The 26,600-nt window shown below is 63.9% G+C and carries 20 protein-coding genes; 6 read left to right on the top strand and 14 right to left on the bottom strand.

Annotated elements, in window-relative coordinates; all coding sequences use genetic code 11:
- The first annotated feature begins 52 nt into the window (after nucleotides 1-52).
- Entirely contained in the window at nucleotides 53-1,045 is a 993-nt protein-coding gene (locus tag BUS42_RS13435) for an aldose 1-epimerase (RefSeq protein ID WP_074307351.1), read from the top strand.
- 167 nt (nucleotides 1,046-1,212) lie between these two features.
- Nucleotides 1,213-1,836, top strand: a complete 624-nt coding sequence (locus BUS42_RS13430; RefSeq protein ID WP_254053486.1) for a hypothetical protein — start codon at nucleotides 1,213-1,215, stop codon at nucleotides 1,834-1,836.
- 123 nt (nucleotides 1,837-1,959) lie between these two features.
- Here BUS42_RS13430 and BUS42_RS13425 read toward each other — a convergent pair whose 3' ends face one another.
- The 3 genes from BUS42_RS13425 to BUS42_RS13415 form a co-directional block, all read right to left on the bottom strand.
- Entirely contained in the window at nucleotides 1,960-3,147 is a 1,188-nt protein-coding gene (locus BUS42_RS13425) for a hybrid sensor histidine kinase/response regulator (protein ID WP_074307350.1), read from the bottom strand.
- A 37-nt stretch (nucleotides 3,148-3,184) separates the two neighbouring features.
- Nucleotides 3,185-4,024, bottom strand: coding sequence for a response regulator (locus tag BUS42_RS13420; RefSeq protein WP_074307349.1), 840 nt, complete (start codon nucleotides 4,022-4,024; stop codon nucleotides 3,185-3,187).
- Nucleotides 4,025-4,086: 62 nt separating this feature from the next.
- On the bottom strand, nucleotides 4,087-5,079 hold the full coding sequence (locus BUS42_RS13415; RefSeq protein WP_074307348.1) for a GTPase: 993 nt from the start codon (nucleotides 5,077-5,079) through the stop codon (nucleotides 4,087-4,089).
- A gap of 627 nt (nucleotides 5,080-5,706) precedes the next feature.
- Here BUS42_RS13415 and BUS42_RS46440 point away from each other — a divergent pair.
- Nucleotides 5,707-5,931, top strand: a complete 225-nt coding sequence (locus tag BUS42_RS46440) for a type II toxin-antitoxin system prevent-host-death family antitoxin (protein WP_159452221.1) — start codon at nucleotides 5,707-5,709, stop codon at nucleotides 5,929-5,931.
- Nucleotides 5,932-6,056: 125 nt separating this feature from the next.
- Here the strand turns inward: BUS42_RS46440 and BUS42_RS46435 are convergent, their stop codons facing one another.
- From BUS42_RS46435 to BUS42_RS13395, 3 genes are all read right to left on the bottom strand, one after another.
- Complete coding sequence (locus tag BUS42_RS46435) at nucleotides 6,057-6,323, bottom strand: type II toxin-antitoxin system RelE/ParE family toxin (RefSeq protein WP_083670185.1); 267 nt, start codon at nucleotides 6,321-6,323, stop codon at nucleotides 6,057-6,059.
- A gap of 55 nt (nucleotides 6,324-6,378) precedes the next feature.
- Nucleotides 6,379-6,639, bottom strand: coding sequence for a type II toxin-antitoxin system ParD family antitoxin (locus tag BUS42_RS13400; protein ID WP_074307346.1), 261 nt, complete (start codon nucleotides 6,637-6,639; stop codon nucleotides 6,379-6,381).
- Nucleotides 6,640-7,052: 413 nt separating this feature from the next.
- On the bottom strand, nucleotides 7,053-8,126 hold the full coding sequence (locus BUS42_RS13395; RefSeq protein WP_074307345.1) for a DUF1559 domain-containing protein: 1,074 nt from the start codon (nucleotides 8,124-8,126) through the stop codon (nucleotides 7,053-7,055).
- A gap of 396 nt (nucleotides 8,127-8,522) precedes the next feature.
- Between BUS42_RS13395 and BUS42_RS13390 the strand changes: the two genes are divergently transcribed.
- Entirely contained in the window at nucleotides 8,523-9,044 is a 522-nt protein-coding gene (locus BUS42_RS13390; RefSeq protein ID WP_254053485.1) for a DUF4177 domain-containing protein, read from the top strand.
- A 335-nt stretch (nucleotides 9,045-9,379) separates the two neighbouring features.
- A complete protein-coding gene (locus BUS42_RS13385) occupies nucleotides 9,380-11,164 on the top strand; it encodes a sigma-70 family RNA polymerase sigma factor (RefSeq protein WP_074307344.1) in 1,785 nt (594 codons plus the stop codon).
- A gap of 136 nt (nucleotides 11,165-11,300) precedes the next feature.
- Here BUS42_RS13385 and BUS42_RS13380 read toward each other — a convergent pair whose 3' ends face one another.
- Genes BUS42_RS13380 through BUS42_RS13370 form a run of 3 tightly spaced genes read right to left on the bottom strand, consistent with a single transcriptional unit; the run spans nucleotide 11,301 to nucleotide 15,492 of the window.
- Nucleotides 11,301-11,699: a DUF2493 domain-containing protein gene (locus BUS42_RS13380; RefSeq protein WP_074307343.1), complete on the bottom strand. Its 399-nt coding sequence runs from the start codon at nucleotides 11,697-11,699 to the stop codon at nucleotides 11,301-11,303.
- A gap of 23 nt (nucleotides 11,700-11,722) precedes the next feature.
- Nucleotides 11,723-12,451, bottom strand: a complete 729-nt coding sequence (locus BUS42_RS13375) for a tetratricopeptide repeat protein (protein WP_074307342.1) — start codon at nucleotides 12,449-12,451, stop codon at nucleotides 11,723-11,725.
- Nucleotides 12,452-12,489: 38 nt separating this feature from the next.
- Nucleotides 12,490-15,492 carry an FG-GAP-like repeat-containing protein gene (locus tag BUS42_RS13370; RefSeq protein WP_074307341.1) on the bottom strand — a complete coding sequence of 1,001 codons (3,003 nt, stop codon included), beginning with the start codon at nucleotides 15,490-15,492 and terminating at the stop codon, nucleotides 12,490-12,492.
- Between the two features lie 242 nt (nucleotides 15,493-15,734).
- Here BUS42_RS13370 and BUS42_RS13365 point away from each other — a divergent pair, with 242 nt between their 5' ends.
- Complete coding sequence (locus BUS42_RS13365; protein ID WP_074307340.1) at nucleotides 15,735-16,892, top strand: WD40 repeat domain-containing protein; 1,158 nt, start codon at nucleotides 15,735-15,737, stop codon at nucleotides 16,890-16,892.
- 464 nt (nucleotides 16,893-17,356) lie between these two features.
- Here BUS42_RS13365 and BUS42_RS13360 read toward each other — a convergent pair whose 3' ends face one another.
- The 5 genes from BUS42_RS13360 to BUS42_RS13340 form a co-directional block, all read right to left on the bottom strand.
- Complete coding sequence (locus BUS42_RS13360; protein WP_074304624.1) at nucleotides 17,357-18,721, bottom strand: IS701 family transposase; 1,365 nt, start codon at nucleotides 18,719-18,721, stop codon at nucleotides 17,357-17,359.
- A gap of 195 nt (nucleotides 18,722-18,916) precedes the next feature.
- Complete coding sequence (locus tag BUS42_RS13355; RefSeq protein WP_074307249.1) at nucleotides 18,917-19,858, bottom strand: IS630 family transposase; 942 nt, start codon at nucleotides 19,856-19,858, stop codon at nucleotides 18,917-18,919.
- Nucleotides 19,859-20,029: 171 nt separating this feature from the next.
- Nucleotides 20,030-22,405 carry a WD40 domain-containing protein gene (locus tag BUS42_RS13350; RefSeq protein WP_074307339.1) on the bottom strand — a complete coding sequence of 792 codons (2,376 nt, stop codon included), beginning with the start codon at nucleotides 22,403-22,405 and terminating at the stop codon, nucleotides 20,030-20,032.
- Between the two features lie 48 nt (nucleotides 22,406-22,453).
- Nucleotides 22,454-24,970 carry a PPC domain-containing protein gene (locus tag BUS42_RS13345; RefSeq protein WP_074307338.1) on the bottom strand — a complete coding sequence of 839 codons (2,517 nt, stop codon included), beginning with the start codon at nucleotides 24,968-24,970 and terminating at the stop codon, nucleotides 22,454-22,456.
- 97 nt (nucleotides 24,971-25,067) lie between these two features.
- Nucleotides 25,068-26,384 (bottom strand): DUF1501 domain-containing protein, encoded by a 1,317-nt coding sequence (locus BUS42_RS13340; protein ID WP_074307337.1) that lies wholly within the window; start codon nucleotides 26,382-26,384, stop codon nucleotides 25,068-25,070.
- Nucleotides 26,385-26,600: the final 216 nt, after the last annotated feature.

The raw sequence follows: 26,600 nt of genomic DNA, 5'->3' as shown, positions 1-26,600 counted from the left end.
CCGCGCCCGCTTCCCTCTCTTCGACGCTCAAAGGCACGAGGTTTTCCCAATCATGGCGTACCGGGTCAGCACCGAGGCACGCGGCGGTGGCAAGGTCTACACCCTGCACGATGACGCAACGGGTTCGTCCGCGTCGATCTTGCCCTCTTACGGCTTCAACCTGTTCGACCTCCGGCTCCCGGTCGCCGGCCAGGTCCGTCCGGTGATCGTGTCGGAGGCCAACTGGGCCGATCAGCCGCGCAACCCGGCCCGCAACGGAGTTCCGATCCTCTTTCCGTATCCCAACCGGGTTCGGGACGCGACGTTTCAGTTTCATGGAAAAACCTTTCGGCTGCCGGTCGGCCTCGCTCCCAACGCCATCCATGGCTTCGCGCTCGACGCCCCCTGGGAGGTGATCGAAGAGAAGGCAGACGCGTCGGCGGCCTCGTTGACGGGGCGCTATCAGATTTCCCGGGCGACTCCCAAAATGCTCGAGAACTGGCCGACGGATGCCGTCCTGGAGGTCCGCTACGCACTCGCCGGCCGGACCCTCACGATGACGATCACAGTCAATAACCCGACGGCCAGCGAGCTGCCGTACGGGTTCGGGATTCACCCGTACTTCCGTCTTCCCCTGGCACCCGGTGGCGGTTCGGAGCAGACGCAAGTCATTCTCCCTGCCTCGAAGGAGTGGGTGCTCGAGCAGTTCCTGCCGACCGGGGAACGGCGCGAGGTCGAGGCCCGGGTCGATTTCCGCAAAGGGCAACCTCGAAAAGGGTTGCAACTCGACGACGTCCTGACCGGGCTCGCGTTCGAGGGCGACCGTTGCGTCTGCCGGCTCGTCGACCAGAACCTGGCCGCGGAGTTCCGACTGAGCTTCGATCGCAACTTCCGGGAACTGGTCGTGTATACGCCGCCCCGCGAGGACGACGTGATCTCGCTGGAGCCCTATACCCAGACCACCGACGCGATCAACCTGGCGAGCAAGGGCGTCGACGGCGGGCTGAGGATCTTGGAGCACGGCGGCCATGAGGAGATGACGATCGTCATGGAGACGGTGGGGTAAACGACAGTCCAAAAGGGGCATTGCGCGTCGCGCCGGTCCTTTTCCGGATTTGGTGATGCGTCCCCGCGCCGGTCTCGCCTATGATGGAGTCGTCAAAGGGACTTGGAAGGGCCGTCGATTCAAGGGGGCGATGCCCGGGTTGCCCTCAATTCTTGAGTGGCGACGCGATGGCCTGGTTCCTGTCTTTGAAGGTCGACTCGCTGTCGTTGGGAGCGATCATGGAGCCGCGCGAGCCGGCTATTTCAGACGAACTTCAAGGCTTGCGGATCGATATCCTCCGACAAGCCTTGGAGATCTACCTCGTTCAGGCCTACCCGGCGGGCTCACCTCCCGAGGTGGTCCGTCGTCGCCTGGAGTGGCCCTCGGACGTGGAGCCGTTGGCGCTCCTGACGCGTGCTCCGTTCGAACGCGTGGATTCCGCGGCAGGCGGAGGCGGAGGGTCGCCGATCTATGCGCTTCGGTTGGGCAACCTCCGCTACCCGCATATGAAGCTGCAAATCCAGCCTTGGCCCAACGAAGCCGGCTTCATGCTCTCGGTCAATACCCACGACCAGGTGCTGGCGATCGACCCGGCTTCGAGCGACGCTCAGGCGTTTCGCGACCTCCAGGCCGAGAACCAGCGACTCAAGGAAGCGATCGAGGCGGCCTGGGATAAGGCGGGACTGCCCACCTTCCTGAGTTACCTCAGACGCTACATCGAAGCGCGAGCGGGAGCGGACCATCACGCGCCCCCTTGTCCCGAAACTCCGGAGCCAAGGCCCGGGGCTGACGTGACCGAGCCACACGCCTAGCGTGGCGATCTCAGTGAACCGGCGGCGTTCGGTATCACCGAGCGTCCGCCTTCGACCGCTGACTCCGCGACACGGCTCGGCTCATGACGATCCAGGGATCCCATCCCTCAAAATGAGCCAGGCTTAGACCGGAGCGGAGGTGACGAGCTCGGCCGGAACGCCGCGCGGGATGATGAAGGCGAACGTGGAGCCTTCCCCGAGCGCGCTCGCGACCTCGATGGTCCCGCCGTGGAGTTCAACGAAGGTCTTGACCAGGCAGAGGCCCAGCCCCATCCCTCGCTTGCCGAACTGATAGTCACCCGACGAGTGGTGCATCGTGTCGAAGCTGGTGAAGAAGGGCTCGAAGAGATGCGGGCAATCGGACTCCTCGATCCCGATACCGGGGTCGGCGACCTCGAACCGGACCTGATCGGGGCCGTGGGGGCCGGCCGCGATTCGGAGCGCTCCGCCGTCGGGAGTGAACTTGATGGCGTTGATCAAGAGGTTCGTCAAGATGTCGGCAAACTTCGCCGCGTCAACCTGGGCGATGCCGAGTTCGGGATCGAGGACGAGCGTCACGGATTGCCCGCGCGCTTCGAGGTAGGGGTGCAAGCCCGCGACGACTTCGCGAACCAACGGCTCGAGTACGGTCGGCTCGAGCGAAAGCGTGTGGCCGAACTGACCACTGCGGACCAGCTTGAGCAATCGCTCGACCGTGCCCGCAAGGCGTTTGCCCGCCCCTTGGATCCGCTCGACCCAGCCTTTTTCGGTGGGAGTCGCGTTCGGACCCTGGGACATCTTCCAGAGCTCGGTCATCCCCAGCACGACCGCCACCGGGGTGTTCAACTCGTGGCTGGCCACTTCGATGAACGCGGCCTTGAGGCGGTTCGCCTCGACGAGTTGGCGGTTGGTCAGTTGCAACTGGTCGACCAATCGCGCCTTCTCGACGATCAGGTTGTGCTGGTCGACCGCCTGGCGAATCACCGACTCGAGCTCGATCGGATCCCACGGCTTGGCGATATAGCGAAAGATGTTTCCCTCGTTGATCGCGTCAACGACGGCGCGGATGTCGGCGTAGGCGGTGAACAGGAGCCGGGTCGCGTCGGGGCGGATCAGCCTGGCCTGATGGAGCAGCTCCACGCCCGACATCTCGGGCATCCGCTGGTCGGACATCACGACGTGGATCTCTTCGGTCGACTCCAAGACTTTGAGGGCGTCGGCCCCGCGGCGGCAGGTGAGAACTTGGTAGTCCAGCCGCAGGAGGTCGTGGACCGATCGGAGCACTTCGGGCTCATCGTCGACGACCAGGAGGGTGGGCAGCGTCGGGTTCATCGGTGGACCGTTTGGAAACGTCGCGCGGAGCGTCGCATCAGTCGGGATCCCGCGGATTGAACTGCTTGATCAGGGTCACTTCGTTGCCTGCGTCATTATAGCGCAACTCATCGACCATCCCCTTGCAGATCATGAGTCCGAACCCCCCGGCGCGGAGGCCGAGTTTATCGCGGACGTCGAGGTGCGAGAACGGGTCGTCCGGAATCGCGGCGTGGGGCAGGTTGTTGAGGTCGAACCCGGATCCTTGGTCGCGAACCTCGATCTCGATCCGTTCGTCGAAGATCCGGTAGATGATGTTGACCAGGCGGTCCGACTGGTGGCGGTTGCCCCATTCAATCGCGTTCTGGGCGATCTCCATGACGGCCTGGCGCAACTGCATGACCTGGTCGTTATCGAGCGGGGTCGACTTGCAGAGGCTCATCAAGAAGTCGTTCAGGTCTTGGAGCAGGGTAATCTCGCTGTTCAACTCGACGTGGATTTCCCCTTGCATCTTCTCGAGCTCGAGATCGGCCCGCCAGGCGCGTGCGGCCTTGATGGCGTCGAACAGCTCCTGCATCCCGTACGGCTTGGTGAGGTAAGCGTTGGCCCCCACGCGGAAGCCCCTGAGCCGGTTCTCGGAACCGCCCAAGGCCGTGAGCATGACCACGGGAGTCAACATCGTGGCGCGATCGCTCCGGAGCCGGCGGCAGACGTCGAACCCGTTGATGTCCGGAAGCATCAGGTCGAGCAGGACCACGTCCGGGTCGAGCCGTCGGGCCATCTCGAGCCCCGACTCGCCAGTTTCGGCGACAATCGGCACATAGTCATACAGGCGGAGCAGTCGTGCCACCATCTCCGCCTGATCAGGGTGATCTTCAACGATCAGGGCCGTGCCCATTGGATCCGTTCCCTCGCCAACCCGAGTCGAACTGGACGGTCGATTCCCGACCCGCCCCGTTCCTAGACGTGCAACTCCACGACATCGGCCTCGTGGAGCTCATGGTCGCGTTTGACCGTCTGCCCTTCGAAGACCCCCGTACCCCACACCTTCGCGAATTTCAATGATTGCTCGAAGTCGCGATGAATCTCCCTTGCCAAGTCGAGGACCGTGCCTCCAATGGGAATGGTGAACGGCTTGGTGCGGTCGACCGGCTTGCCGGGCAATTTGGTGTAAACCCGCATCACACCCAGTAAATCGTACGAGGCGAGCCTCAGATCGTCCAGGCCCTCCCCCCGCTCGAGGGAGATCGGCAAAATCGGAAACTTGGGCGCAAACCATTCTTTCAGCACGTCGAGCCGGTCGTCGGCCCCCTCGGCGTCGGTCTTGTTGGCGACCATCAGCGTCTTGACGTGCTGGATCGTCTCGTCCTCGACGTCGAACGGGAGCGTCCCCACCAGCTCGGTATGGACGTAGGCGAGCCGGGCCAGGGCCACCTCGGTATCATCGGCCACGTCGTCGCTGCCCAGGTCGGCAACCAGGATCGCGGCGTCGGCCGAGCGAATCAGACTGGGCACCCAGGGCTCGAAGAAGTCGGCCGAGATCGGCGGCAGGTCGACGAGCTGGATCCGGACATCCTGGTAGAACATGATGCCGGGGTAGGGGGCTCGGGTGGTAAACGGATAAGGAGCCACCTCGGGCTTGGCATTGGTCAGGGCCGCCAGCAATGCGCTCTTGCCCGCGTTGGGAGCACCCACCAAGACGATTTGGCCTGCCCCCTCGCGCGGCACGCGATGGCTCACTCCCCCCTTCTTGCCTCCGGCTTTCCCCCCTTCGATCTCATCCTTCGCCCGGCTGATCTTCTGCTTCAGATCGGACTGAAGCTTTTCCGTTCCCTTATGCTTGGGCAGGAGGCGAAACATCTCGCGGAGCTTTTCCAGCCGCTCCGCCGGGCTCACCGCCTTGCGAAACTCCTCCTCGGCTTTGCTGTATTGGGGAGGAAGGTTGGCGGGCATTTGCGGCGTGTGCTCCTGTAGTCAGTCCAGCCACCGGCCTGCGCAACCTAGCGAGAATAGCGCTGCAAATCAAGTCCGCAATGCCTCCGGTGATCGTCGGCAACGTCGTCGCATCAGCGGAGCATGGAGGTGACGACCTAACGAGTGACCCTTGCATCGACCCTGACGAACGTCGAGTGGACGTCTTCGTCAGGGGCAGGATCTACGCCTGTGAGGCTCGAGCTTCAGTTCAGCCAGGCTAGGGGGCTCGCTCCATTCATCCAGATGCCCAAACGTCCTCCAGTTACCGATCCTTGGAACGCCGGTTGTCGAGCGACGATTCCGCGGCGCGACTGTCACACTCCGATCGTTGCCGCTCTGAGGATGCGGAAGGCGGCGCAGACGTCCGAGGCCAGACGCGCGGCTTCGCCGTAGACGTAGGTAGACCACCGCTCCATGGTCGAGCAGGTCCCACGCATGGCTGTTGTATTGAGTGTTGCGCAAATTTAAATCTGTCGTTTGTGGTCGCGTTCTCCATGTCTCGGGAATGGAGTGAAGGGCGATTCTTTGCTTCGGCGAGATTCCAAGTCATGGGCCACCTCCCAAATCAGCGAGACAGTCTAGCCATCATGACTCATCTGTAAAGGATTGGCAAAGCATGATCGCCTCACCGAGGTTGTCAACCTGGCTCTCACCGAGGGGCCTCAGACCATCACGCGACGAAACGACACCGTCGTCGTCATCTCGGCTGCCGAGTTCGCGAAGCTCGCGGGCAAGCGACCCGGCTTTAAGGAGTACCTCAGCCAGGGAGAATCCTTCGAAGGTCTTGAGCTGACGCGTGACCAATGTCCAAGCCGAGACGTCCCTCTATGAAAGGCCTGCTCGATACCTGCACTCTCGCCGAGCTTCGCAATCCCGATTGGTGAAGTCTGGAAGTGGTCAAGCCGTTGGAAACAGCGACGAGGACAGGGGATGAAAAGTGTTTCGGAACGGGCTGGCTATCCGTTCTCGGGGCCCAACTCGGAATCTAAATCACGGTGGCCGTGAATTACGCGGACGATTTCGACACCGCCGTCAAACGGACGATAGAATATCAAGTGTTTATTGAAGCCGGACACACGCCAAACGCGGATTTCGGTATGGGCCGGATTCTTCGATTTGCGAAGTACCCCGACGCCCGAATTGCGAGCCAGGAAGGTGAATGTCTCGGCCGCTGCGTCATAAAAACGAAGGGCGACCTCAAGACTTACTTCTTCGTAAGGTATGCCGCCAGGTTATCGAGGTCTTGGTCTGCCGCCGGAAGCATAACGTAACGCGGCGTCACTTCCCGTTCGCCTTGGAGAGCCGTTCAGCGAGTTTCCGTTTCTTGGCTTCCCAATAATCCGGCGTCACCTCGATCGCCTCGCCGGAGTTGAGGCCCTCGAGTAGCAGGGTATCAATCCGCTCTTCGAGCCGGTTTTTCTGGTCCGCTCGAATCAACTCGCGGATGTACTCACTCACGCTGCTATAGCCGCCGACGGCGACCCGCTCCTGAACGAAGGTCTTCAGGGACTCAGGCAGGGCGATGTTCATGGTATCCATTGGGCGGTACTCCTCATTCCGAGAATCTACCACGATTGGCAAAAATTGGCAATGGATTGCCAGCATATTGGCTGCGCAAACGAGGAAAGGGGGGTGGCTCGGCCCGTTATCCAGAGGCCTCTATGACTTTCTTGTGCCGATTGTTAGAGGGCGGTTCGTCGGAAAGAGGGGGGCAAATCGCCAGGCCCTTCGGTGAGGGAGGGATGGGAGGTTGGACGAAAATGGTTGGATGATTGCTGGTCTCGCTGAGCGGTTCAGATTCCCTGCCTCGCTCCTTTTGGGTGCCTGCCCGCGGACGGCACGCATCCACTATTACGATATAAATATAAATAGAATAATTAATTAAGTTGTGTTTTGAATTCAATGATTTATGTCATTCGTGGTTGAAATCTTAAGAGAGTCGGGCGATATGGCTACGGATCGATCACCTCGCCCCCCGCGATCGAATTGAGGGAAATCCAATTCGCGGGGTTGATCGTGTCCTTGACGAAGCGGACCGAGCCATCGCCGTACAGGGCGTTGATCCCTCCAGGGTGGCGGCTTCGGGCGCCTGCGAAGCCACTGGCCATGTCACCGCTGAAGATGCAAGGGAGCTTCCGGCCCGGCTCGTCGGTGCAGAACCAGGGGACGATCAATTCGTCCCCGGTGGCGCCTGAATGATAAAAATCCGTGAACTGGTTGGGGGTGAACCGGGTGATGTAGGACCCCGCACCGGAGGTGGTCGTCCAGATCGTGCCGCGAATGTCGTTGCCGCTCCCCTGGACGATTTCGCCGAGGAAGACGGTGTTGCTCAGGCCGTCCAGGACCGACCCCAGCGTCAGGTTGCCGGCGTGACCGAACGCCGAGGGCAAGAACGGGATCGTTTTTCCGTTCACGGTCACCGACTGCTGGCCCCACTGGGTGTTTCCCCAGTTGACCGCGTAATTCCCCTTGGTGAAGACCACGGGACTGAATGCGGCGAGCGGCGGCGGCGCGAGGGCGGTCGAGAATTGGTAGCTCATCGCGCTGTCGCTGGGGCACTGGAACAGGCCGATCTTATTCCGCACGACGGTGCTGTTCGGAAAGAGCCCCCCGAAGTTCTGGCCTTCCGCACCGAGGTTGAAATTGAAGGCGTCATAGAGCGGCTGTTGCTCGAACTGGGGAAGCATCAAGATGAACCAAGGGGTATTTTGGCAGTGGCCGTCGATGTTCAGCCCGCAGCCGAACGCGTCCGGCTTCCAGATCCGCCCCGGCGGGAGGGCGTTGGTGGCGGCGTGGTAGTTGTGAACGCCGATGCCAATCTGCTTCAAGTTGTTGACGCATTGCACCCGCCTCGCCGCCTCGCGGGCCGCCTGCACGGCGGGCAGCAAAAGCGCGATCAGCACGCCAATGATCGCGATCACCACCAGCAATTCGATCAGCGTGAATGCACGACTCGGCGCAGTTCGTCCGGCACCGAGAAGACCAGGGGCACCGCCGCCAGTTCCGAGCGTCGTCACGCGGTTCATGAGGGATCCCCACTCGTCGGTTCAAACTCGGGTCGATGTGAGCCCTGCCTCGTCGCGAACCGAAATCTGAAATGGGGGGGCCTGTCGACGTCGACAGCGTGCTCGAAGCGCCTCCCTCCATCCATTAGCGTTGTTTCGCGTTGTGAATCAAGACGATAACAAACGAAAAACAACAGGAAATCACGATTGACTTGCGAGAGCAGAATCGCTGGACCAGCGCGCCGGGTTCCGGCAGCACCGCCTCCAGGGGATCGCCGCGAATTTCGTGATGAACTATGGTCCGTGCCGCTTGGCCTGGGCGACTTGCCATGGTATGAACGCCTTGTGGGGCGATTGCGGGTTCAGTGAAACGGACTGGGCTCGACCAGCTCCGTCCGGAAATTCGGAGTCCACGCGATGTCGATCTCATTCAACTGTGAATGCGGCAAGCCTCTGAAATCCAAGGAAGAGATGGCGGGGCGGAAGACCAAATGCCCCCATTGCGGGGCGATTCTGACGATCCCCGGTACACTCGTCCGGGCCGCGACCGCGCCCAGGGTCGAGTCGGCCAACCCGGCCCACCCCGATGCCCTGAGAGTCGAGGGGCTGGACTGGACGAGTCCCGAAGCGTCGGCGACAGCGACGGTGACCGCAATCGCGACCGAGTCGGCCTCGGCCTCGGCTATGGCGACGACCCCAGCTTCGGGCGTCGACTCGTTGAGGCGGCCGGATCTTCCCCGTCCGGACGACGGATCGAAGCAGTACAAGGTGCTCGGCCAGCGGGACCACAGCGCCTCGGGAAAGCTCAACTTCGCGAGCATGGAAGCGACTCTCAACGAGCAGGCCCATCACGGCTGGGTCATGAAGGCGGCGTTTGTGGTCAACGTTCCAGGCCATTCGGGCAGTCATGACGAGGTGGTCCTGATCCTCGAACGGTAGCGGCCCCCGATCTCGATCCGGGCTCGGCGATGCTGAAGGCAGCCCCAAGCCGCGAAGGCCGTGCCTTGCGCGGCCTTCGGCACGTCCCGCGTGGCATGATCATGAAACCCGCCACCGGCTGAGGGTCTGGTCACCAGGATTGATGAGTCTCCAGGCTCGATAAGGCGTGGTCCTGTTCAGGGACGGATTGCTTTCGGACTCAACCTCAACGGATTCGCCCACCCGATGTGCGCAGATTCTTTCGATCGGCGGGAAGGATTTCAGCCCGATCGGGCATGTCTCAGTGAGACAACGGATGGGAGGGGCCAATGGCGATGAGGGAGTCTTCGGCTGTGATGCCGCATCTTCGCACCGTGCTCGGCTTCGGAGCGGTCGGCAGTGCGTGCGACGCTCAACTGTTGGAACGGTTTCACGATCACTCCGGCAAGCCTGAGGCCGAGGTCGCGTTTGCCGTGTTGGTGGCGCGGCACGGCCCGATGGTTTGGGGCGTTTGCCGGCGGGTACTGCGTGATCCCGACGATGTGGCCGACGCCTTTCAGGCCACGTTTCTGGTCTTGGTGCGTAAGGCGGGATCGGTGCGGGTCGAAGACTCGCTCGGGCGCTGGCTCTATGGGGTCAGTCGCCGGGTGGCCGCCAAAGCGCGAGCCGAGCGAGCACGGCGATCACGTCGCGAAAAAAGGGGGCCGGGGGGCGAGCCGGCGGTGGCGGACTGGCCTCACGATGCCGAGCGCCGGGAGTTGCTCGCGGCGATCGATGAGGAAGTCGAACGGCTCCCGGGACCATTCCGAGCCGCGGTTGAACTCTGTGATCTGGGGGGCCTGACCCACGAGGCCGCGGCCTGGCAGCTTGGCTGTCCGGTGGGGACCATCGAGAGTCGGCTCGCTCGAGGCCGGAAACGACTGCGGGAGCGACTCGCCCAGCGCGGTCTCGCGCCCTTGGTCGTCGGCCTCGAGAACTTGCTCCCTCCAGGGGTGCCGGAGTCGTTGTCTCATGCCACCGTCGCGGTCGCCATGCAAAATGCGATCGTCTCGACCTCCGCCGTGATCCTGGTCGAATCCGCAATCAAGGAGATGACGATGAGAAAATTGATGACGATGGCGCTCGGTTTCGGGGCGATTGCCGCCTGCGGCCTGGGGGTGGCTTTCGGCCCTCGAGTGATGGCCGAAAATGAACGACCGAAGCCAGTGTCACGTCCTCACGCGGCTGCTGAACAGTCGAGTCGGCAAACCGCGTTGAAGCTCCAGCCCCCCGCGCGAGTCAAGCCTGGGGATACTCTGACGATCGAAGTCCTTCAAGCATTGCCAGGACGTCCGATCACAGGGGACCGTGTCGTGCGTCCTGATGGGACGATCTCGTTGGGGTTTTACGGCGATCTTGAGGTGGCCGGATTGAATCGGTATGAGATTAAGACAAAACTTGTGAATTATTTGAGAAACTTCTTGGCCGATGATTTTCTCGGCCTTTGGAGAGATGAGTTGGGCGATCTCGAGAATCCCGACGACGTTAAGCGGATACCAGTCGAGCCCAAGGATTCCCACCGTGTCTTCGTGGACGATACTCCGATTTATACCTCGCCACCGGTCGTTCCCCTTGCCATTGCCGGCGGGCCACCCAGGGTTCAGCCTGGAGATCGATTGCTCATCGAAGTCCTGAAGCCAATCCAGGGTCGTCCGATCGCCGGTGAGCGCGTGGTACGCCCTGATGGGACGATCTCACTCGGTTTTTATGGTGATGTCCAAGTGGCCGGTTTGTCTCGTCGAGAGATCAAGGAGAGGCTCGTCGGTCACCTCCGCCGGTTTCTCCCCAGTGAGGATCTCGGCCTGACTCGCAAAGATCCCCGGTCCGGTCGGTTACTCAATGTTGCCCCGGCGGACTCCGATCATGTCTTCGTCGACGAGGGCATCAACTTCGAAGCTGCGATACGCAAGCACTCCTCGGGGACGGCTGGAGCGAAGCTTGACCGAATTCTCCAATCACTTGACGAGCTCAAGAGTCCAGGCTCCGCAGGTGAACGGCCCGAATCCGAGATCGCTCAGCGCCTGGGTGACCACGATCGAAGGCTCGGAGAGATCGAATCGAAGCTCGACCGCCTGATCCAGGCGATTGAGGGTCTCAAATGATCGGTTGTAAATTTGAACGAAGCATTGGTAGTTAATGATTGTGTGTGCAGGTGATCGAGGATTGTGAGGACGGAAGCCGCGAGGCGGCCGGGCAGGCGGAGGGGGCGAGCGGTTCGGTTCTCCCCGCCTTTGTCCCTCAAATCTTCGTCACCCGCCTCGGTTTGACCTCCTCCGAGTCGATCAACCAAACCGGGATCCCCGCCTCGAGGCAACGTCGGACGCGGTCCTTGGTTTCTCGGCTCCCCGCCAGGTCGCGATGGACCGCGATTGCCAACTCGGCGCCGAGGTCGACCATCTCCTGGCTTCGGATCGGTCCTGCTTTCCGCCCATGCTTTTCCCAGTCCGGCTCGTGAACCTCGGTCGCGAGTTCCTGCTCGCGGGCCGCGAGTTCGAAGGACAGGTCGACCCCCTTGGCTCCACCGTGGACGATCACCAGTTCCGGGCCGTACCGAGCGGTCAATCGCGTCACAATCGCTTCGGCGATGCCGAGGCAGGCCCACTCCCGATCGCCAGTGACGAGAACTCGAAAAGGCATTGGTGAATGCTCCTGGAACGGGCTCATGGGTGCTGCTGGGCCCTGGGTTCGGGTTCGGGCGCGGCATTCTTGGGAATCGTCGTCTCCTCCCCGGAGGATTCCGAGATCATCAATCGGAACAAAGGCTTTGCGGGAGCTTTGATGGGAGCGGGGACCCTTTCGCCGAGCGCCTTGATGCGCTCAGTGGCCGTCTTCGCCTCATCGGAGTCGTCGTGATGGATGACGATCTCATGATAAAAACCCAACGCCCCCGCCTTTTTGCCGAGTTTTTCCAGATTCAGGCCCGACTTCAGCAGGGTCGCGGCTCTCGGGTCCCCGATCCCTCGGACGATGGGTGAGACCTTGGCCGGATGAAATAGAAACTGTCGCTCAACCCAGACAAGGCGATCCTTGTTGGGACCTTCGTTCAGCCGGACTCGTGCGGCGGTTCGAGGAGTCTTCGAGGTCGCGAGGTCCTTGTGGCTCACGAACTTGACGCGTGTCCCCGCCCTGATTTTCGTGGTGCTGCCTTCGGCGTCGAGCTCGGCGAGGGTCACTTTATCGCGAAAGGCATTCGCGTACTTGATCCATGAGGCTTCGTCCTTGGCGGCAATGACATCATTCCAAGTTTGACGCGCCGGATCGAAGTCGCCTACTTGGCAAAGGTCTCCAACCTTCGGCTTGAAACGCGGGTTTGGAGCGAATGATTGGGCCTCGGCCGTGAGCGCGACGCACGGGAGCGTGACGAGCACAAGACGAATCAGCCGTTTCATCGGAATTCCTCTTTATTGGGATTCATGAGGAAGCGGATTCAATGGTCGTCTTGGGCAACGTACCAGAGTGAGTGCCCCAGCCCGACTTCGCTGAGAAAGCCGATGTCGTCGAAGTCACCCATCGGTTCGGGGAGCGCACCGCTGCCGTAGAATCCGACGACGACCGTATCGTTTCGGGCCGGGTCGGCGTCGCGCAGGCGGTTGGCGTAGGCGATGTCGCCTCCGAACCCGCAGACTCCGGGGGCGGACCGGCTCATGAAATATTCGCTCGGCTGGCCTGGCTGGGTGTAGTACCGCCGGTGCAGCCAACCACCGCCCCACTCAGGGGCGCCGGTCTGCATCGAGACGATCTGCTGGGCCCACGGGTCACGGGCCCGGCTGACTCGGTTGTCCATCTCGTAGGTCCCGCCGCCGAAGTGGAACAGTCGACCGTCGGGGCCCAACCCGCGCTCGGGCGCCCAAAGCAGGATCGGCCGGTGGGGGGCGAACGAACCTGGGATCGGTTCGCGGCCCGTCACGCGGAAATCCTTCCCGGGGCGACCCTCGAGTCGGTGGATGAACGTCCGCGTGTCCCCGTCTCGCGGTCCGTCCATGGTCGCCACCCACAACGGCGCGAGGCCCTTCCGGACCGCACCGGCCGTCGCGGCGACCGGGACCAGGCTCGTCAACGGCGTCGCTTCCTCACGGCCAACCGTTGGGGACGCCCCGGCGGTCCCCAGCACTCGGACCCCAATCGGCTGATCCGGCGACCTCCAGAGAAGCAGCACCAGGCGGCTGCCGAGGGCCGCCAGCGTGGGCTCTGCTCCTTGACTCGTTGGGATCGCGGTCGCGGGACCGACCGAGGGATTCCCGGCCGGGTCCAGCGCCACGCGGCGCAGGCGGATTCCCGCTTTGGTCGGGTACGCGACCCATGTCGCTCCCCCGGCGTAGGCCGCGGACGGGTCGCCCGTCACGCCCGACTGTTCGACGGTCAGCTCCTTCGACCACCGCGCACCATCCTGGTCCCGATCCTTCCCGACCCAGACCCGGAGCACCAGTTCCCCGGGCCGTTCGGGCGCGAGTCCGGCCGCGTCGGGGGAGGCTCGCGGCGATTCGGGGGCGGGCCGTCCGAAGATCAGGAGTAGCCGCTCACTGGCCCCAGGTGCGTGAGTGACCAGTACCGGGGCGGTCGCCGCTCGCCCGACCTCGTAACGCGGGCCGACGTCAGTCCCGTGGCTGTAGTTGACGTCGGCAGTCACCCCTTCCTCGCCAAAAAGGCCGTTCCAGTTCCAGTCGATCAGCGTCTCCTTTCCCGCCGGTCTCAACCGGAAGTGGTACGGCGGCCCATTGAGGAACGCGACCTGCTTGATCGGAAGCGGCAGCCGCTCCGACAGGCACCGCTCGTTCAGCGCGGTCCTTCCCAGCGAACCGTCCGAGAATCGCTTCTCCTCGGGGCGGTCGTTGAACCCGTTCTGATAGCAATAACTCATCATGCTGGCGTAGGTGAGGCTGTTGTGCGACTGGAAGCCGTCGTGGTTCAGACCGAGCTGGTGGCCGAGCTCATGCGACATGACGTCCTGAACTTGCGGGTTGGTTGTGAACCGACCGTTGTCGCCCATCATCTTCGCCACCCCGAATCCGGGGTCCCCCGGCGCGCCGCAGAACATGGTGTGGACGACGCCGCGGTGGGACCGCGGTGGATAGCGGGCGTCGAATCGGCGGAGCACGTCGTCGAACTCGCCGCGCGGGGTGGGGTCGCGGTAAATGGCGTGCAGGGCGATGCCCTGCGAGCCGTCGCGGTTTTTGACCGGCAGTGACGCGAAGTAACGGACGGTGACGTCAACCTCCGCGCGGAGCAGCTTGATGTCGACGTTCTCGAACCGTTCGACCTCGACGATCAAGTCCTTGCGTCCCGGCTTGCAGCCGAGGGCCGGCAGGTCGAGCCCGCCCGGACGGACCGCACCGGACTTCCAGGCGTCCAGCAAGCCGTCGCCATCGGAACTGAGAAACCCTTGGGCCGGGTCAGTCGCGAGCGAGGCGAAGTGGATAAGCACGTCGTGGCCCGTGCCCGTGCCCGAGTCGGACGTGGATCGTTGGCGGATGAGGTCGTCTCGTCCATTCCCGTCGACGTCGGCCATCCGCCAGCGGAGGTCTCCGCGGGCCTGCTCGGGGCCGGGCAGGGCCGGCAAGTCGACCGCGTTCGCGGGGTCGCCCGCGACCAGCAGCCGCCGGCCCAGGATGATGTCGGCGGTCTTCGCGCCCCGAAACCGGCCCACGGCCATGCGGTCGTCGGCCCCGGCCTTGAGCAGCGGGGAGGAGTCCTCCAGGCGGATTGGCCCACCGGCATCGAATCGGAGTCGGGCGCGGCGGAGGTCGCCGGTTTGGTCGATCCAGACGAGGCTGGCCCGCGAATCGTCGCCGAACCGGCCGACCTCGAGTTGGCGTACCGCCGACAGTAGGTCGCCGACCGGCCTGATCGCGAAGCGGACGCTCGCCCCGTTGTTGCCCTGCTCGTTGATCAAGACGTGGAGCCGGCCACGCGCCCCCCGGATGAGGATGTCGGAGTGGCCGTCGCCGTCAAGGTCGGCGGCATAGGCGTGGGCGGGGCCCTCGGGGATCTCGCTTGCCGGGAATCGAGCGGCCGTCTGATCGCTCGTGAACCGGCTGGTCCCCGGGGCCATCCCGGAGGCGACCTGGACCGAGCCGTCATCGAGAACGACGAGGAGGTCGGCCGCACCTGGCCGGGTGAATGGGCCGAACGTGGCCGCCCGGGGGGCGCGGCCGAACGGTGGGCGGGCGCGGATCGGGTGAAATGGCTTGCCCAACACCGAGGTCCGCGCGATCTCGGAGGCGCCGTCGCCGTCTTGTAAGGCAACGAGATCGGCGCGGCCGTCGCCGTCGGCATCGCCCGCCAAGAGGTCCCAGTTGCCGACCGCCCAGTGGTTGGTCCAAATCTGCGGAGCGCTCAGGCTCAGGGCAGTCACCTCGTCGGCCCCGCTGGCCCCGCTGAGCAGCAGGAGGATGGTCCCGGTCAGCCTGATCGGCCACTGATGTCGGCTCATAACGGGTTCTTACCTATGTTGCCCGCCGATGAAGGGTCGAGGCATCCGGACCACGAGCCCTGGGACGGAACCGGATCTCGGCATCCCCGACGCCCCCAAGCAATGCCAACGATTGCAGCGTTGCTTGATTGGGAGGTCGTGTCGGGGTGTTCAAGCCCTCGGACTGACTCTATCATGATTACCATCGCAGATTGAATCCAGCAGAATGAACCTTTTCGACTTGCACACCCAGGGGTGATCTTATGATGCGGGAACGGTTCGCATCTCAAGCGGATGGACAGCCGGTATCAGACGCATCCGCACGGGGAACGGGGCTGGCGCGAAGCGCGAGCCTGGGGGGCGTTGTCGGCTTCCTCGTCTGGATCGGCATCGGTATCGGTCCGGCCTGGGCGCAATCGGCGGCCGAACCCAAAGCCGAATCCCCAAAGTCGGAGCCAGACGGCGCCCCGCGACTGATCAAAGGGCATACCGACTGGGTCTGGGGTCTCGCCCTTTCGCCCGACGGTAAGAAGCTGGTCACAGGCGCGGGGGCCAAGGATCACACGGCCCGCGTCTGGGACTTTGCCACGGGGGTCGAGCAGCAACGGCTCAACGTGCGAGGGGCCGTTTATAGCGTCGTGCTCCTGCCCGGCGGTCGCCGGGCCGCCGTCGGATGCGAGGATGGTTTTATCTATCTGTTCGACACCGAGAATGGAAAGTTGCTCGGCCGCCTTCAAGGGCACAAAGGCGAGGTGTTCAGTCTGTCGTTATCGCGGGATGGGCAGGTCCTGGCCAGCGGCAGCCAGGACGGCACTGCGCGACTCTGGGACCCGGCACAAGGGGGCGAGCTCCTTCGTCTCAAGGTCTCGGGACGGGAGGTCCGGGCCGTGTCATTCTCCCGCGACGGCCACTGGCTCCTGACCGGTGACTTCGACTCCTTGGGCCGGCTCTGGGACACGACGACCGGGCAAGAGGTCGTCCGCTACGAAGGGCACACCAGGGCCGTCGCCTGCGTGGCCTTCACGCCCAACGGTCGCCAGGTCGTTACCGGGAGCCACGATAAGTCGGTCCGACTCTGGGACACGGAGAGCGGGCGCGAGCTTGGCAACTTCGACGGTGTGGACGACCAGGTGTACGACGTCGCCGTCTCCCCGGACGGCCGCCGGGTCGCCGCCGGACTGGGCAATAAGAAGATCCTGCTCTGGGACGTCGCCCATGGAAAGCAGCTCGCGTCCTATAGCGTCAAGGAGGGGGGCGTCTTGAAGCTCCTCTTTACCCCCGACGGACGCAAACTCGTGGCCGGCTGTGGCGACGGCTCCGTCTGGATCGGCAACCTCCCCGCGAAGTTCCCGGGCGAAACCGCGTCCTCGACCAGCGAGAAGCCGCGCGGCAAGAGCCGGACGAAGAAGGGCAAACCGTGACACTGCTGTCGCGACCGTCAGTCGCGCGGCGACCTTGCAGCCCCGGAGGGGTGACCGTCGGAGCCAGCCTTCGCATATGACGGTCGCCACTTCGGGGCTGCAACATTAAATTTAGATTTGCTCTCGTCTTGCTTCCAGGGGCTTGCGCCCCTGGCCAAGCGCGGACCTAGACTTTCTTTGTATTGAGATATGCGTAAGCCTTGGGTGCCACGGGTTGTACCCAACCCGTGATCCAAAAACCCAGGCTATCGTTCACGGGTTGAGTACAACCCGTGGCACCCAACGGCGATTGCATCACCGCGGTCACCTATCAGAAAATCAAAGAAAACTGAGACCAATTGCTTACCTTAGTTCAAGTTTCGCATAAACAGGGACGGATCGGGAGCGGCCCGAGGCCTGTTATCGACCCCGGCGACCCCTTGATCAAGTGCGAGTGAGGGCCGAAATCTCCGGCCGATGTCGGCTCAGCCCGCGCGGCTGAGAAACTCGGTGAGCTGCGCAATCCAGGCTTTTAGGTCATACCGGTTGGATAGCGCTCCCTCGGTTTTCTCCTCATAGCTGACCCGCCTCAAGGTCGTCAGCAGGTCGGCAAACGAGGCCTCTTGCTTCTTCGGATACCACGGGCGGACCGGAAAACGAAGAAATCGATGACCGGTCTGGTGGAACCAAACCACCACCAAGCTGTAGAGAAACAACGCCATCGGCGCGGTTCGCTCGATGGCCTTGGGGAGGCGATTGGCGGGATCCTCGAGGCCGAGAAGTTGCTTGGTATTTTCAAAAGTACATTCGATTGCCCAACGGTACGAGTAGGCCGAGAGAATCTGCGGGACGGTCCAATCGAGCTTGGTGCAGTAGAACATCTGATCGGGACGTTTCCCCTGGAGGTCACGCACCAAGACGATCGTCAGGAGTCGGTCCTTGCCGGCCTTGTAGTAGAGGGCCTGGATCGTCTTGACCGCCAAGCTGGCATGGAGCCCGAACTGGTCAAAGTCGTGTGGGGTCCAGGGTTGATTCGCATCCTCGGCCCACTCCTTCATGCCGGGGAGGCGCTGGCCTTTCTTGCGGGGCGCCCCTTTGGATTTCTCCTCCTTGGGAGGCGCTGGCTCATAGAGGGCCCCCTTGGGATGGACATGGCTAATGAGATGGACCGTGGGCGGAAGTTGGCCGAGGATGCTCTGGCCCCCATAGGCGCTGTCGCCGGTGATGACGATCTCGTCGTCGGGGAACCAGTCCGCCGCCAAGTGGATCAATTCCATCGCGAGTTCGGGGCGGGTGCGATGATTGGGATCGGGCTTTGCCTTTTTCTTTTTCTGGTTCTTTTTGCCCTTGGTTAAGCCTTGGCGGTTGACATAGAGCCGCATGGCGATGGGCAAGGCAAAGACTTTGGTCGGTGCCCAGAACGGGTGGACGACGATCAGGCAGAGGACGACCCAGTCGTGTCCCCAACTGACGAGAGCTTTGGCTCGACTGGAGATGAGTGGGTCGTAGTGCATGCCGGCGCCGTAGAGGGTGAGTCCGCGTTTTCGGCAGAGGGTGTCGTCGACGGCCCAGTAAAAAGTGGCGCCCGGTGCGAGGATGGAGACGACAAGCTTGGCCAGGGACATCGAGAAGTGATCGAGGTCCCAAGCGGCATGGCTGAAGAAGCGATGGAAGCGTGACCAATGTCCGATGCCAACCTGGCCGCTGGAGAAGATGAGTTCGGTAATATAGCGGTGGCGATTCGAGAGGATCCAGCCGGAGGCGATCAAGGTGAAGGTGTGGAAGGAGGGATTGGTGAAGACGGGTGTGAATTGCTGTAGCAAGAGGAGGAAGGAGGGTGTAAGTTCCATGGGTCGGCGTCCTGTGTCAGGGGAAATTGTTCGGTGTAAGGCCCAAACAATTTGCCAAAAACTGACAGAGACGCCGACGTTTTTTTTGGAGCCCTATTGAATCTACAAGTCGGAATTTGACATTTGGGAAAAGTGCGAAACTTGAACTTAGGAACGGTCGTCGCTCCAGGGCTGCAACGGACCCGCTAGAGCGCCTCACAGTTGCATAGCATACGCCGCACGGTCCTGGAACCATCCGGCGATGTTTTCGGGGGTGACGTCATGCAAGGCCGAACCGAACGCCGCATAGACCGTCTCCTTCGTTCGCGCCGCCGCCGACCTCATCGCACCCTTGACCTTCGAAAACATCTCCTCAATCGGTGTCAGGTCCGGACTCCACGGCGGCAACGGCACCACCTCCGCTCCGGCCGTCTCGACGGCCTCGATCGCATCTTCCGACTGGTGCGGCTTGAGATTGTCCCAGATCACCACGTCCCCCGACTTCAACTCCGGGACCAACACCTGTTCCACGTAGGCCTCGAACACGTCGGTGTTGGTGGCGCCCGGGAAGGCCAACGTCGCCGTCACCCCGGAGAGGCGCATCCCGCTGGTCAGCGTGATCGAATCCCAGTGCCCGGGCGTCGTGGAGTAGACGCGTTCTCCCACCGGGGCGCGGCCGTAAGTCCGGGTCATCGCCGTGTTGGCCCCGCATTCGTCCACGAAAACCAGGCGTTTCGGGTCCACGCCAGCGAGTCGCTCGCAGAATTCGCGCCGCTGCTCCTGGACGTCCGGGCGGTCCTGCTCCTGGGCACGGGGCACCTTCTTCTTGCGTGGCAGCCCCAATTGGCTCAAGGCGCGCGAGATGGTCATCAGGCAGCACGAGAGGCCGAGTCGTTGGCGGCATTCCTCGAGTGTGGCATCGGGTTGCTGGCGGATCAATTCTCGAAGCCGTTCCAAGTCCTCGGACCCGAGCACGGCGGGGTTGCCACCGCCGTGCGGTCTGGGTTCGACCGAGCCGGTCGTGCGATGGAGTTGGAGCAAGCGTGTGACGAAGGAGATACTGACCAGGAACCGTTTCGCGATCTGGCGTACCGACCCGTCACCGCGCTGGATCGTCTCGAGGACCCGCAGTCGGAGATCTTGAGAATAGGGTGTCATCGGCCACCTCCTAACTCAGATCTCCTTTCAAATGGCGTGCCATCCAACTGTTAGGCGCTCTAACCGACTTCAGACACTGTCGCCACGTTACCGGGTTTTCCGCCCGGACCCGGGTGGTCCGGATCTATCCACCCGGCGCCTTGGCCACAGTGTCCATTGATCATACCTTTGTCAGGGCTTGGCGGAGGCGGTCTTCGTCGCCGCAGGCTGTGCGGGGGGCTCGATCTTGCGGATGACCTGGGCGTTCTGGCCGTTCCAGACGAAGAGGACGCTGTCGGCGCCACCGGCGGCGATGCGGCTGCCGTCTTTGGAGACGGCGACGCTGAAGACATAATCGCTCGGGCCACTGAAGGTGCGGAGCACGGCACCGCTGCCGCCGACCCGGCGCCGGCGCTGGCCTTTGGCGGCGGCTTCGGCATTGGTGGTGACGTTCCAGAAGCGGACGAGGTTGTCGCCCGAGGCGCCGGCGACTTCGCTCTTGCCGGGCACCCAGCGGACGGCCGTGATTTGCTTGCCGGCCGGCGGAAGCGTCAAGAGTTGCTCGCCCGAGTCAAAATCCCAGACCTTGATGACATTATCTGCGCCTCCCGAGACGAGTTCCTCGCCGTCGGCCTTCCAGTCGACGGCCAGGACGTGATGGGTGTGCCCCTCGAACGATTTCAGCTCCTTGCCGTCGGCCACATTCGTGACCTTGAGGAACTTGTCGGCCGCGCCCGAGGCGAGCTTGGTGCCGTCGGGGCTGAACCGGACGCCGAAGACGGTGTCGGAGTGGAGCGAGTCGAGTGCGCGCACCAGGGTGGCCTGCTCGACGTCCCAGATCTTGATCTCGCCCGACCGCGACGGTTCGCCACCGCCGGCGGCGAGGAGCTTGCCGTCGGGGCTGAAGTCGATCGAGAGGACCCGGAAGACGTGTGGTGTGAGCGGCTTCATCTCGGACCAAGTACCCTCGAAGGCCCAGGTTTTCAAGGTCTTGTCGGCCGAGGCCGAGACGAGTGAACCATCACTCGAGAAGGCGACCTTGAGGATCGGCTGGATCGCGGCGTTGTCGGGCGCGGAGTGGCCGAACGCGATCACGCCACGGCCGTCGGCGGTGTCCCAGACCTTGAGGCCACCGTCTCCCCCGGCGGTGACCACGCGATCGCCCTTGGGGGCAAAGCCGACCGCTTCGATTGGCCCGTTGTGGCCGGTGAGCGTCGTGCGGAGTGTCCCGGTGGCGAGGTCGAACAGGCGGGCATTCTTGTCGGCCGAACCCGTCAGGAGCGTCTTGCCGTCGGGGCTGACGGCGACGGTCAGGACCGGACCGGAGTGCTGGCCCTCGATCGACCGCGACGGCTTGCCATCCGCGACGGTCCAGAACCGGACCGTCGCATCGTCGCCGCCGGTGATGAGGAGCTGGCCGTCAGGCGTCACGGCCACGGTCTGAACCGGGCCGTTGTGGCCTGTGAGGACCAACGGATCGGTGAGCTTGACCTCGTCGGGGGTTTTCGCGGCCTGGAGGTCGGCTTCGGTGGGGAGCGTCCAGATCCGCGCGGAGCCGTCGGACGAGGCGGAGGCGAGCCGCGTGCCGTCGGGGAGGTATGCGAGGCCGTTGACAGGTCCCGTGTGCCCCTTCAGAGTGGCGGTGAGCTTGCCGTCGGCGGCATTCATCAGGCGGACGCTGTTGTCCTGGCCGCCGAGCGCGAGCGTTTTGCCGTCGGGCGAAAGCGCAATCGCCTGAACGGGTGCAGGGGCGTTCATCTGACGGACGAGTTTGCCGTCGGCCAGGTTCCAGACTCGGACCGTTTTATCGGGGGCGGCGGAGAAGGCGGTCTTGCCTTCGCCCGAAACGGCGAGCGCCTTGACGGGCTCGGTGTGCCCGGCAAGCGTCTTGTCGAGGCCGCCGCTCGGGACGTTCCAGAGCGTGACCACTTGATAGCTGCCGGCCGCCAGCCGCTTGCCGTCGGGGCTGAACCGGACCGACTGGATGATGTCTTTGTGGCCGCCGAGCGAGGCGATCTCGAGCCCCGAGGCGGCGTCGTAGACTTGCACCACGTTCGCCCGACCGGCGACGACTCGCTCGCCGCTGGCTGTCATGTCGACGGCGACGATCGGCTGGACACCCGGCGGCAGGGTGCCGAGCTCGATGGTTTTGGGCGTCTCTTCGGACGAGTCGTCCTTGGCGCCCGCGTCGATCCAGACTTTGATCAAGCCGAGCTCGGCGGACGTGAGCGGTTCATTGCCCTTCTTGTCCTTCGGCGGCATGACCGGTTCGACCCGATGCGCGGCCATCTTGAACAGGAGGCTTTCCTCGGCCTTCCCCGGCACGATCGCGGGGCCATGCTTGCCCCCTTTGAGCATCCCGGCCACCTCTTCGATGTCGAGCTTGCTCTCGGCCAGGGCCGCGCTATGACAGCCGACGCATTTGTTGGCGAGGATATCAGCAACATCATTGGCGTAGCTGATCGGCTCGGTCCGGGTCGGGACCGTCACCGGGATTGGCGTGGGGGCAGGGGCGGGAGCGTCGGCGGCCAGCAAGAGCAGGGCGACGAGGCAAAGGGCGTAACGCATTGGGATCTCTCTCCTCTGTCGGATGCGAGCGGCGTGAGACTTACGCCCTTATTTGCCAAGAGTCAGGACCAGCGGTTCATCCACCTCGATCGGCTCTCCCCGGACCGTCGCGACCGCGCGAACGGCCACTCCGGCCCCGGCGCCGACGGGGCTGTCGGCGGCCGCCTGGACCACGAACTTGGCCGTCGTCTGGCTGGCGCTGATCGTCACCGGCGGGGCCGAAAGCTTCAGGGCAGGGGGGGCGACGAGGGTCACGGTCAGGTTGTCGGCGAACCCACCGAGGCGGGCGATTGTCAGGTCCACTTCCAGGGTACCCCCTTGTTTGAGGGCTCCCCCTTGATTGTTCACCGTCAAGGTCAACGGCGCGGGGCGGACCACCAGCCGGATTGCGTTCGAGGGTTCGTTCAGAGTGATATTCGACTTTGTCTTCGCGTTCGGATCCTTACTGAACGGGAAGGGGCCGGTGCCTCGAACGAGGAACGTGTATTCGCCGGGCGCGACGGTCTTGGCCACAAAGAGCGGGAGAGTGCCGGTCGTCTCCGTCTTGGCGATGGTGGCGGTCCCATTGACGACGTTGGCGGGCAAGTCGGCGGCGGTGACGGTAACGGACTCGGCAAACGCGTTCCGTCGCGCCACCGCCAGGGCCAGGTTGAGCTGATGGCCTTGGGCCACGATGACGGTTTGGGGCGAGGCGGTGAGCGTCAGCGGGCCGGCTTCGACCACGGCCAGGACGAACCCACGACTCACTCGCGCGGGGGCCATGGTTGGGGTCGCTGCATTCCCCGGAGGCCAGATCATGGTTCCGGCGATCGCCGGGTGAGCGAGGTCCGGCCCAAGCTTGGTTGCCCCCGAGAAGTAACTGAGCTCCTCCTTGCGGTCGCCGAATCGGCTTCGTCCGACGAGCTGGACGGTGCCGACGCGAGGCTTGGCCGACTCCTCGGCCTCGAAGACGACCGGGGCCACGACCTGGCCCGCGGCGATCGTCACGGGCTCGCAGCGCACGCCGGGCGGCAAGTCGCGTGCCTCCACGCGGATCGGGCCGGCAAAGCCATCGGTCCGCCACGCCACCACGGTCGCGGTCGCTCTCCCCCCCGCGGCGATTGTCAACGAGTCAACCAGAGTGGCGCTGGCCGGAACCACGAAGAGCCGGAAATCGGGGCGTTCGGGGCGGATGTTGAGCCGGTAGACCAGCCTTGGGTCACCGCGTTGCGAGGAGTAGAGGTCGTTGACGACCACCTGGTAGGTGCCATCCTCGGGAACCTGCCAGCGGAGCGAGGCATCCACCGAGCCGACCCCGAACCGCGCTCCGCCCCCTTGGTCGGGCGTGTCCTCGGCCGAGCCCAGATCTTTCGGCGGGGCCTTATCGACGACCTGCTGGATCAGGAACGCCGGATCGGCGGGAGAACCGAGTCGCTCCGCCGTGGCCTCGATCCACCAGACTTCGCCCTTGCGCGCGGGGAATCGGTAGATGTCGCTGTCATTGGGAGCGCCGAAGCTGCCGGAGATGTCGCAGGGGAGCGTCACCGGCTGGGCGTGACCGTCGTCGTTGTTCGGCTCCGCCTCGAGCACGACCGGATCGGTGGCCTCGGCGATGAACAACGCGTTCGACGTTCCCGACGGCAGCGTGATAGCGTATTCGAACCCCCGGCGCGGGGCGGCCGGAGATGGGAAGAAGCGGAGCGAAGGGGCCAACGGATCGATTTCGCCCGAGGCGGGGGGCGTGATCGTGACGGTCTTCCGTTCGATCGGCCGCCCATCGATCCGCAAGTCGGGGGCGGGCGTTCCCCCGAGGTTGCGCCCGATCAGCGTGAACGAGGTGGGAACGCCGGGCGTGGCGACCGTGGGGAGAATCGCGTCGAGATGGGGGCCGTCGCTCAAGGTCAGGCGGTAGGAGTGGTCGGCCGAGCCTCCATAAACGACGTCGTGGACCTTGATATGGTAGCGGCCGTCGACGGGCAAGGTCAGGTCGAGGAACGGGTCGACCCCCAGCGCGTCGCGGCATTCCGCCAGCACTCGTCCGTCGGCGTTGAGCAGGTGGATCGTGGCGTCGAGCCGACTCTCGAGCCGTTCGGCGGTCAGTTCGATCAGCAACCGCTGGCCCGCCTTGCCGTCGAATCCGAAGACGTCGACATCGGCCGCGGTGATCAGGCCGTTGATGACCGAATTAAGTGCGATGACGTTGGCCTGACTGACCACGTTATTGGGCTCGGTCTCCACCGACTCGGGCCGGTCACCCAGAACGAACGTGCGGGGATTGGTCACTCCGTAGCTGCCGACGGCGCGGAGGTCGTGGTGGCCGACCGGGGTGCCGGGCGCGGCGACGACCCGAAACGTCGCTCCTTTGAGATGGAACGCCCGGAGCCCGGGATGATCGAACCAGAGGGTATGGACCCCTTCGAGGTCGGTTCCGTTGAGCGTGACGTCGACCGACTCGCCGACGCGGCCGCCGAGTCGAGAGAGGCTGTTGAGTTTGGCCTGGGGCCACTGGGCATGGACCGGCCTTGGGGATCCGAGCATCCCGAACAGCAGGACGATCAGAGTCGCGGAACGGAGGGGGGTGGTCATGGCCGCTCTCGAGGGCAGGGGCCTTGGCATCGTATCAACGGGCATCCGTTGATGGCAGGTAAGAGCGCAGGCAAACGATGAAGATGGCGGGCGCGGCTTATCCGCGGAGGAGTTCGGCGATGGGCTGGCCCTGATTGAGAACCGCCAGGGGACGGCCGGCTTCGTTGGGGAACTCCGCGGCGGGATCGATACCGAGGACGTGATAAACTGTACGGAGCAGGTCTTCGGGACGCAAGGGGCGATCCGTCGGCGCCTCCCCCTTCGCGTTGGTTGCTCCCACGGCTTGTCCGGTTCTGAGCCCGCCTCCCGCAATGAGAGCACTCATGCAGCCGGGCCAGTGGTCGCGTCCGCCCGTCCCGTTCACTCGCGGTGTGCGGCCGAATTCGCCCCAGACGACGAGCAGCACGTTCTGGTCGAGACCGCGATCGTGGAGGTCCTCAACCAGGCTGGCGATCGCCGCGTCGAGCGGCGGAAGCTGCTTACGGCACTGGGCGGCAACCTGGGAGTGGTGATCCCAGCCCCCGTCCGTGACCGTCACGAAGGTGACCCCGGCCTCGACCAGCCGGCGGGCGAGTAAGCAAGCCTGACCGATCGAGGTCCGGCCGTAGCGGTCGCGTATCTTTGATTCTTCGCGAGACAGGTCGAAGGCCCGACGCGCGGCCGGTCCGGTGACCATTGCGTAGGCCTCGGCCGTGAACCGGTCGATCCCTTCCATCATCCCCGAGGCATCGCGGCGACGGTCGAGCCGGTCGAGCTTGGCGAGCAAGTCGCGGCGGTCGTCGAGCCGGTCGAGCGAGAGGCCCTCGGGGGGCGCCAGGTTCGCGACTTTGGCCGTTGTGGCCGGGTCGCCATCGAGCGAGAACGGATTGAAGCCGGGGCCGAGATACGCGGCCTGCCCGAACCGAGGCGTTCGCGGGATCCCGGCGTAAGCCGGCAGCCCCGGCCGTCGCGCCCCGAGCACCCGGGCCGCGATCGAACCGGAACTCGGCCGCTCGTTGCCGCGCGGGGTCGCGTCGCTGGACGGATACCCTGTCATGACCCAATGCGTTCCGCCCGAGTGGTCGGAGGTCGTGTGGTGCAGGCTTCGTAAAATCGCCAGCTTGTCCATCACCCGCGCCTGGCGTGGAAAGAGCTCGCAGAAAGCGATCCCGGGGACCGCGGTCGGAATCGCCCGGAACTCGCCGCGGAACTCGGCCGGTGCATTGGGTTTCGGGTCGTAGGTCTCGATCTGGGACGGCCCGCCATCGAGGATCACCTGAATGACGGCCGTCTCGTTGCTCCGGTCGAGGCCACTTGCGCTGGCAAGGCGTGGAAACCCGGTCAACCCGGCCAGTGCGAGCCCCCCGGCGCGAAGGATGCTCCGTCGGCTCACCCCGGCGCAGGTCCTGTCGTACCCCCCGAACACCTCGATCATGAGTAGTGCCCCTCAACATCGAGCCGACCGCTTCGCCCAGCTTACCCGAGCCCGTTGCCGACGCCAATCGCACTCGGAGCGAGGACGTTCTCGCAGCGCAGCGGAGTAAGCGATCGGGTTACGCTCGGTATCTCGGATCGTCAATCTGTAACCGCTTACTCCGCTGCGCTGGGTGCCACGGGTTGTACTCACAATAGTGTCCGGGATTCCTGATGG

It is taken from the genome of Singulisphaera sp. GP187, assembly GCF_900129635.1.
In the GTDB taxonomy this organism is placed as follows: Bacteria; Planctomycetota; Planctomycetia; order Isosphaerales; family Isosphaeraceae; genus Singulisphaera.
The sequence above is the reverse complement of the archived record's forward strand: the minus strand, read 5'-3'. Positions and strand labels throughout refer to the sequence as shown.

Excerpts from the sequence above, each read along its gene's own strand:
- BUS42_RS13435 (WP_074307351.1), top strand. The coding sequence starts at position 53 with ATGGCGTACCGGGTCAGCACCGAGGCACGCGGCGGTGGCAAGGTCTAC.
- BUS42_RS13430 (WP_254053486.1), top strand. The coding sequence starts at position 1,213 with ATGGCCTGGTTCCTGTCTTTGAAGGTCGACTCGCTGTCGTTGGGAGCG.
- BUS42_RS13425 (WP_074307350.1), bottom strand. The coding sequence starts at position 3,147 with ATGAACCCGACGCTGCCCACCCTCCTGGTCGTCGACGATGAGCCCGAA.
- BUS42_RS13420 (WP_074307349.1), bottom strand. The coding sequence starts at position 4,024 with ATGGGCACGGCCCTGATCGTTGAAGATCACCCTGATCAGGCGGAGATG.
- BUS42_RS13415 (WP_074307348.1), bottom strand. The coding sequence starts at position 5,079 with ATGCCCGCCAACCTTCCTCCCCAATACAGCAAAGCCGAGGAGGAGTTT.
- BUS42_RS13400 (WP_074307346.1), bottom strand. The coding sequence starts at position 6,639 with ATGGATACCATGAACATCGCCCTGCCTGAGTCCCTGAAGACCTTCGTT.
- BUS42_RS13395 (WP_074307345.1), bottom strand. The coding sequence starts at position 8,126 with ATGAACCGCGTGACGACGCTCGGAACTGGCGGCGGTGCCCCTGGTCTT.
- BUS42_RS13390 (WP_254053485.1), top strand. The coding sequence starts at position 8,523 with ATGTCGATCTCATTCAACTGTGAATGCGGCAAGCCTCTGAAATCCAAG.
- BUS42_RS13385 (WP_074307344.1), top strand. The coding sequence starts at position 9,380 with ATGCCGCATCTTCGCACCGTGCTCGGCTTCGGAGCGGTCGGCAGTGCG.
- BUS42_RS13380 (WP_074307343.1), bottom strand. The coding sequence starts at position 11,699 with ATGCCTTTTCGAGTTCTCGTCACTGGCGATCGGGAGTGGGCCTGCCTC.
- BUS42_RS13375 (WP_074307342.1), bottom strand. The coding sequence starts at position 12,451 with ATGAAACGGCTGATTCGTCTTGTGCTCGTCACGCTCCCGTGCGTCGCG.
- BUS42_RS13370 (WP_074307341.1), bottom strand. The coding sequence starts at position 15,492 with ATGAGCCGACATCAGTGGCCGATCAGGCTGACCGGGACCATCCTCCTG.
- BUS42_RS13365 (WP_074307340.1), top strand. The coding sequence starts at position 15,735 with ATGATGCGGGAACGGTTCGCATCTCAAGCGGATGGACAGCCGGTATCA.
- BUS42_RS13360 (WP_074304624.1), bottom strand. The coding sequence starts at position 18,721 with ATGGAACTTACACCCTCCTTCCTCCTCTTGCTACAGCAATTCACACCC.
- BUS42_RS13355 (WP_074307249.1), bottom strand. The coding sequence starts at position 19,858 with ATGACACCCTATTCTCAAGATCTCCGACTGCGGGTCCTCGAGACGATC.
- BUS42_RS13350 (WP_074307339.1), bottom strand. The coding sequence starts at position 22,405 with ATGCGTTACGCCCTTTGCCTCGTCGCCCTGCTCTTGCTGGCCGCCGAC.
- BUS42_RS13345 (WP_074307338.1), bottom strand. The coding sequence starts at position 24,970 with ATGACCACCCCCCTCCGTTCCGCGACTCTGATCGTCCTGCTGTTCGGG.
- BUS42_RS13340 (WP_074307337.1), bottom strand. The coding sequence starts at position 26,384 with ATGATCGAGGTGTTCGGGGGGTACGACAGGACCTGCGCCGGGGTGAGC.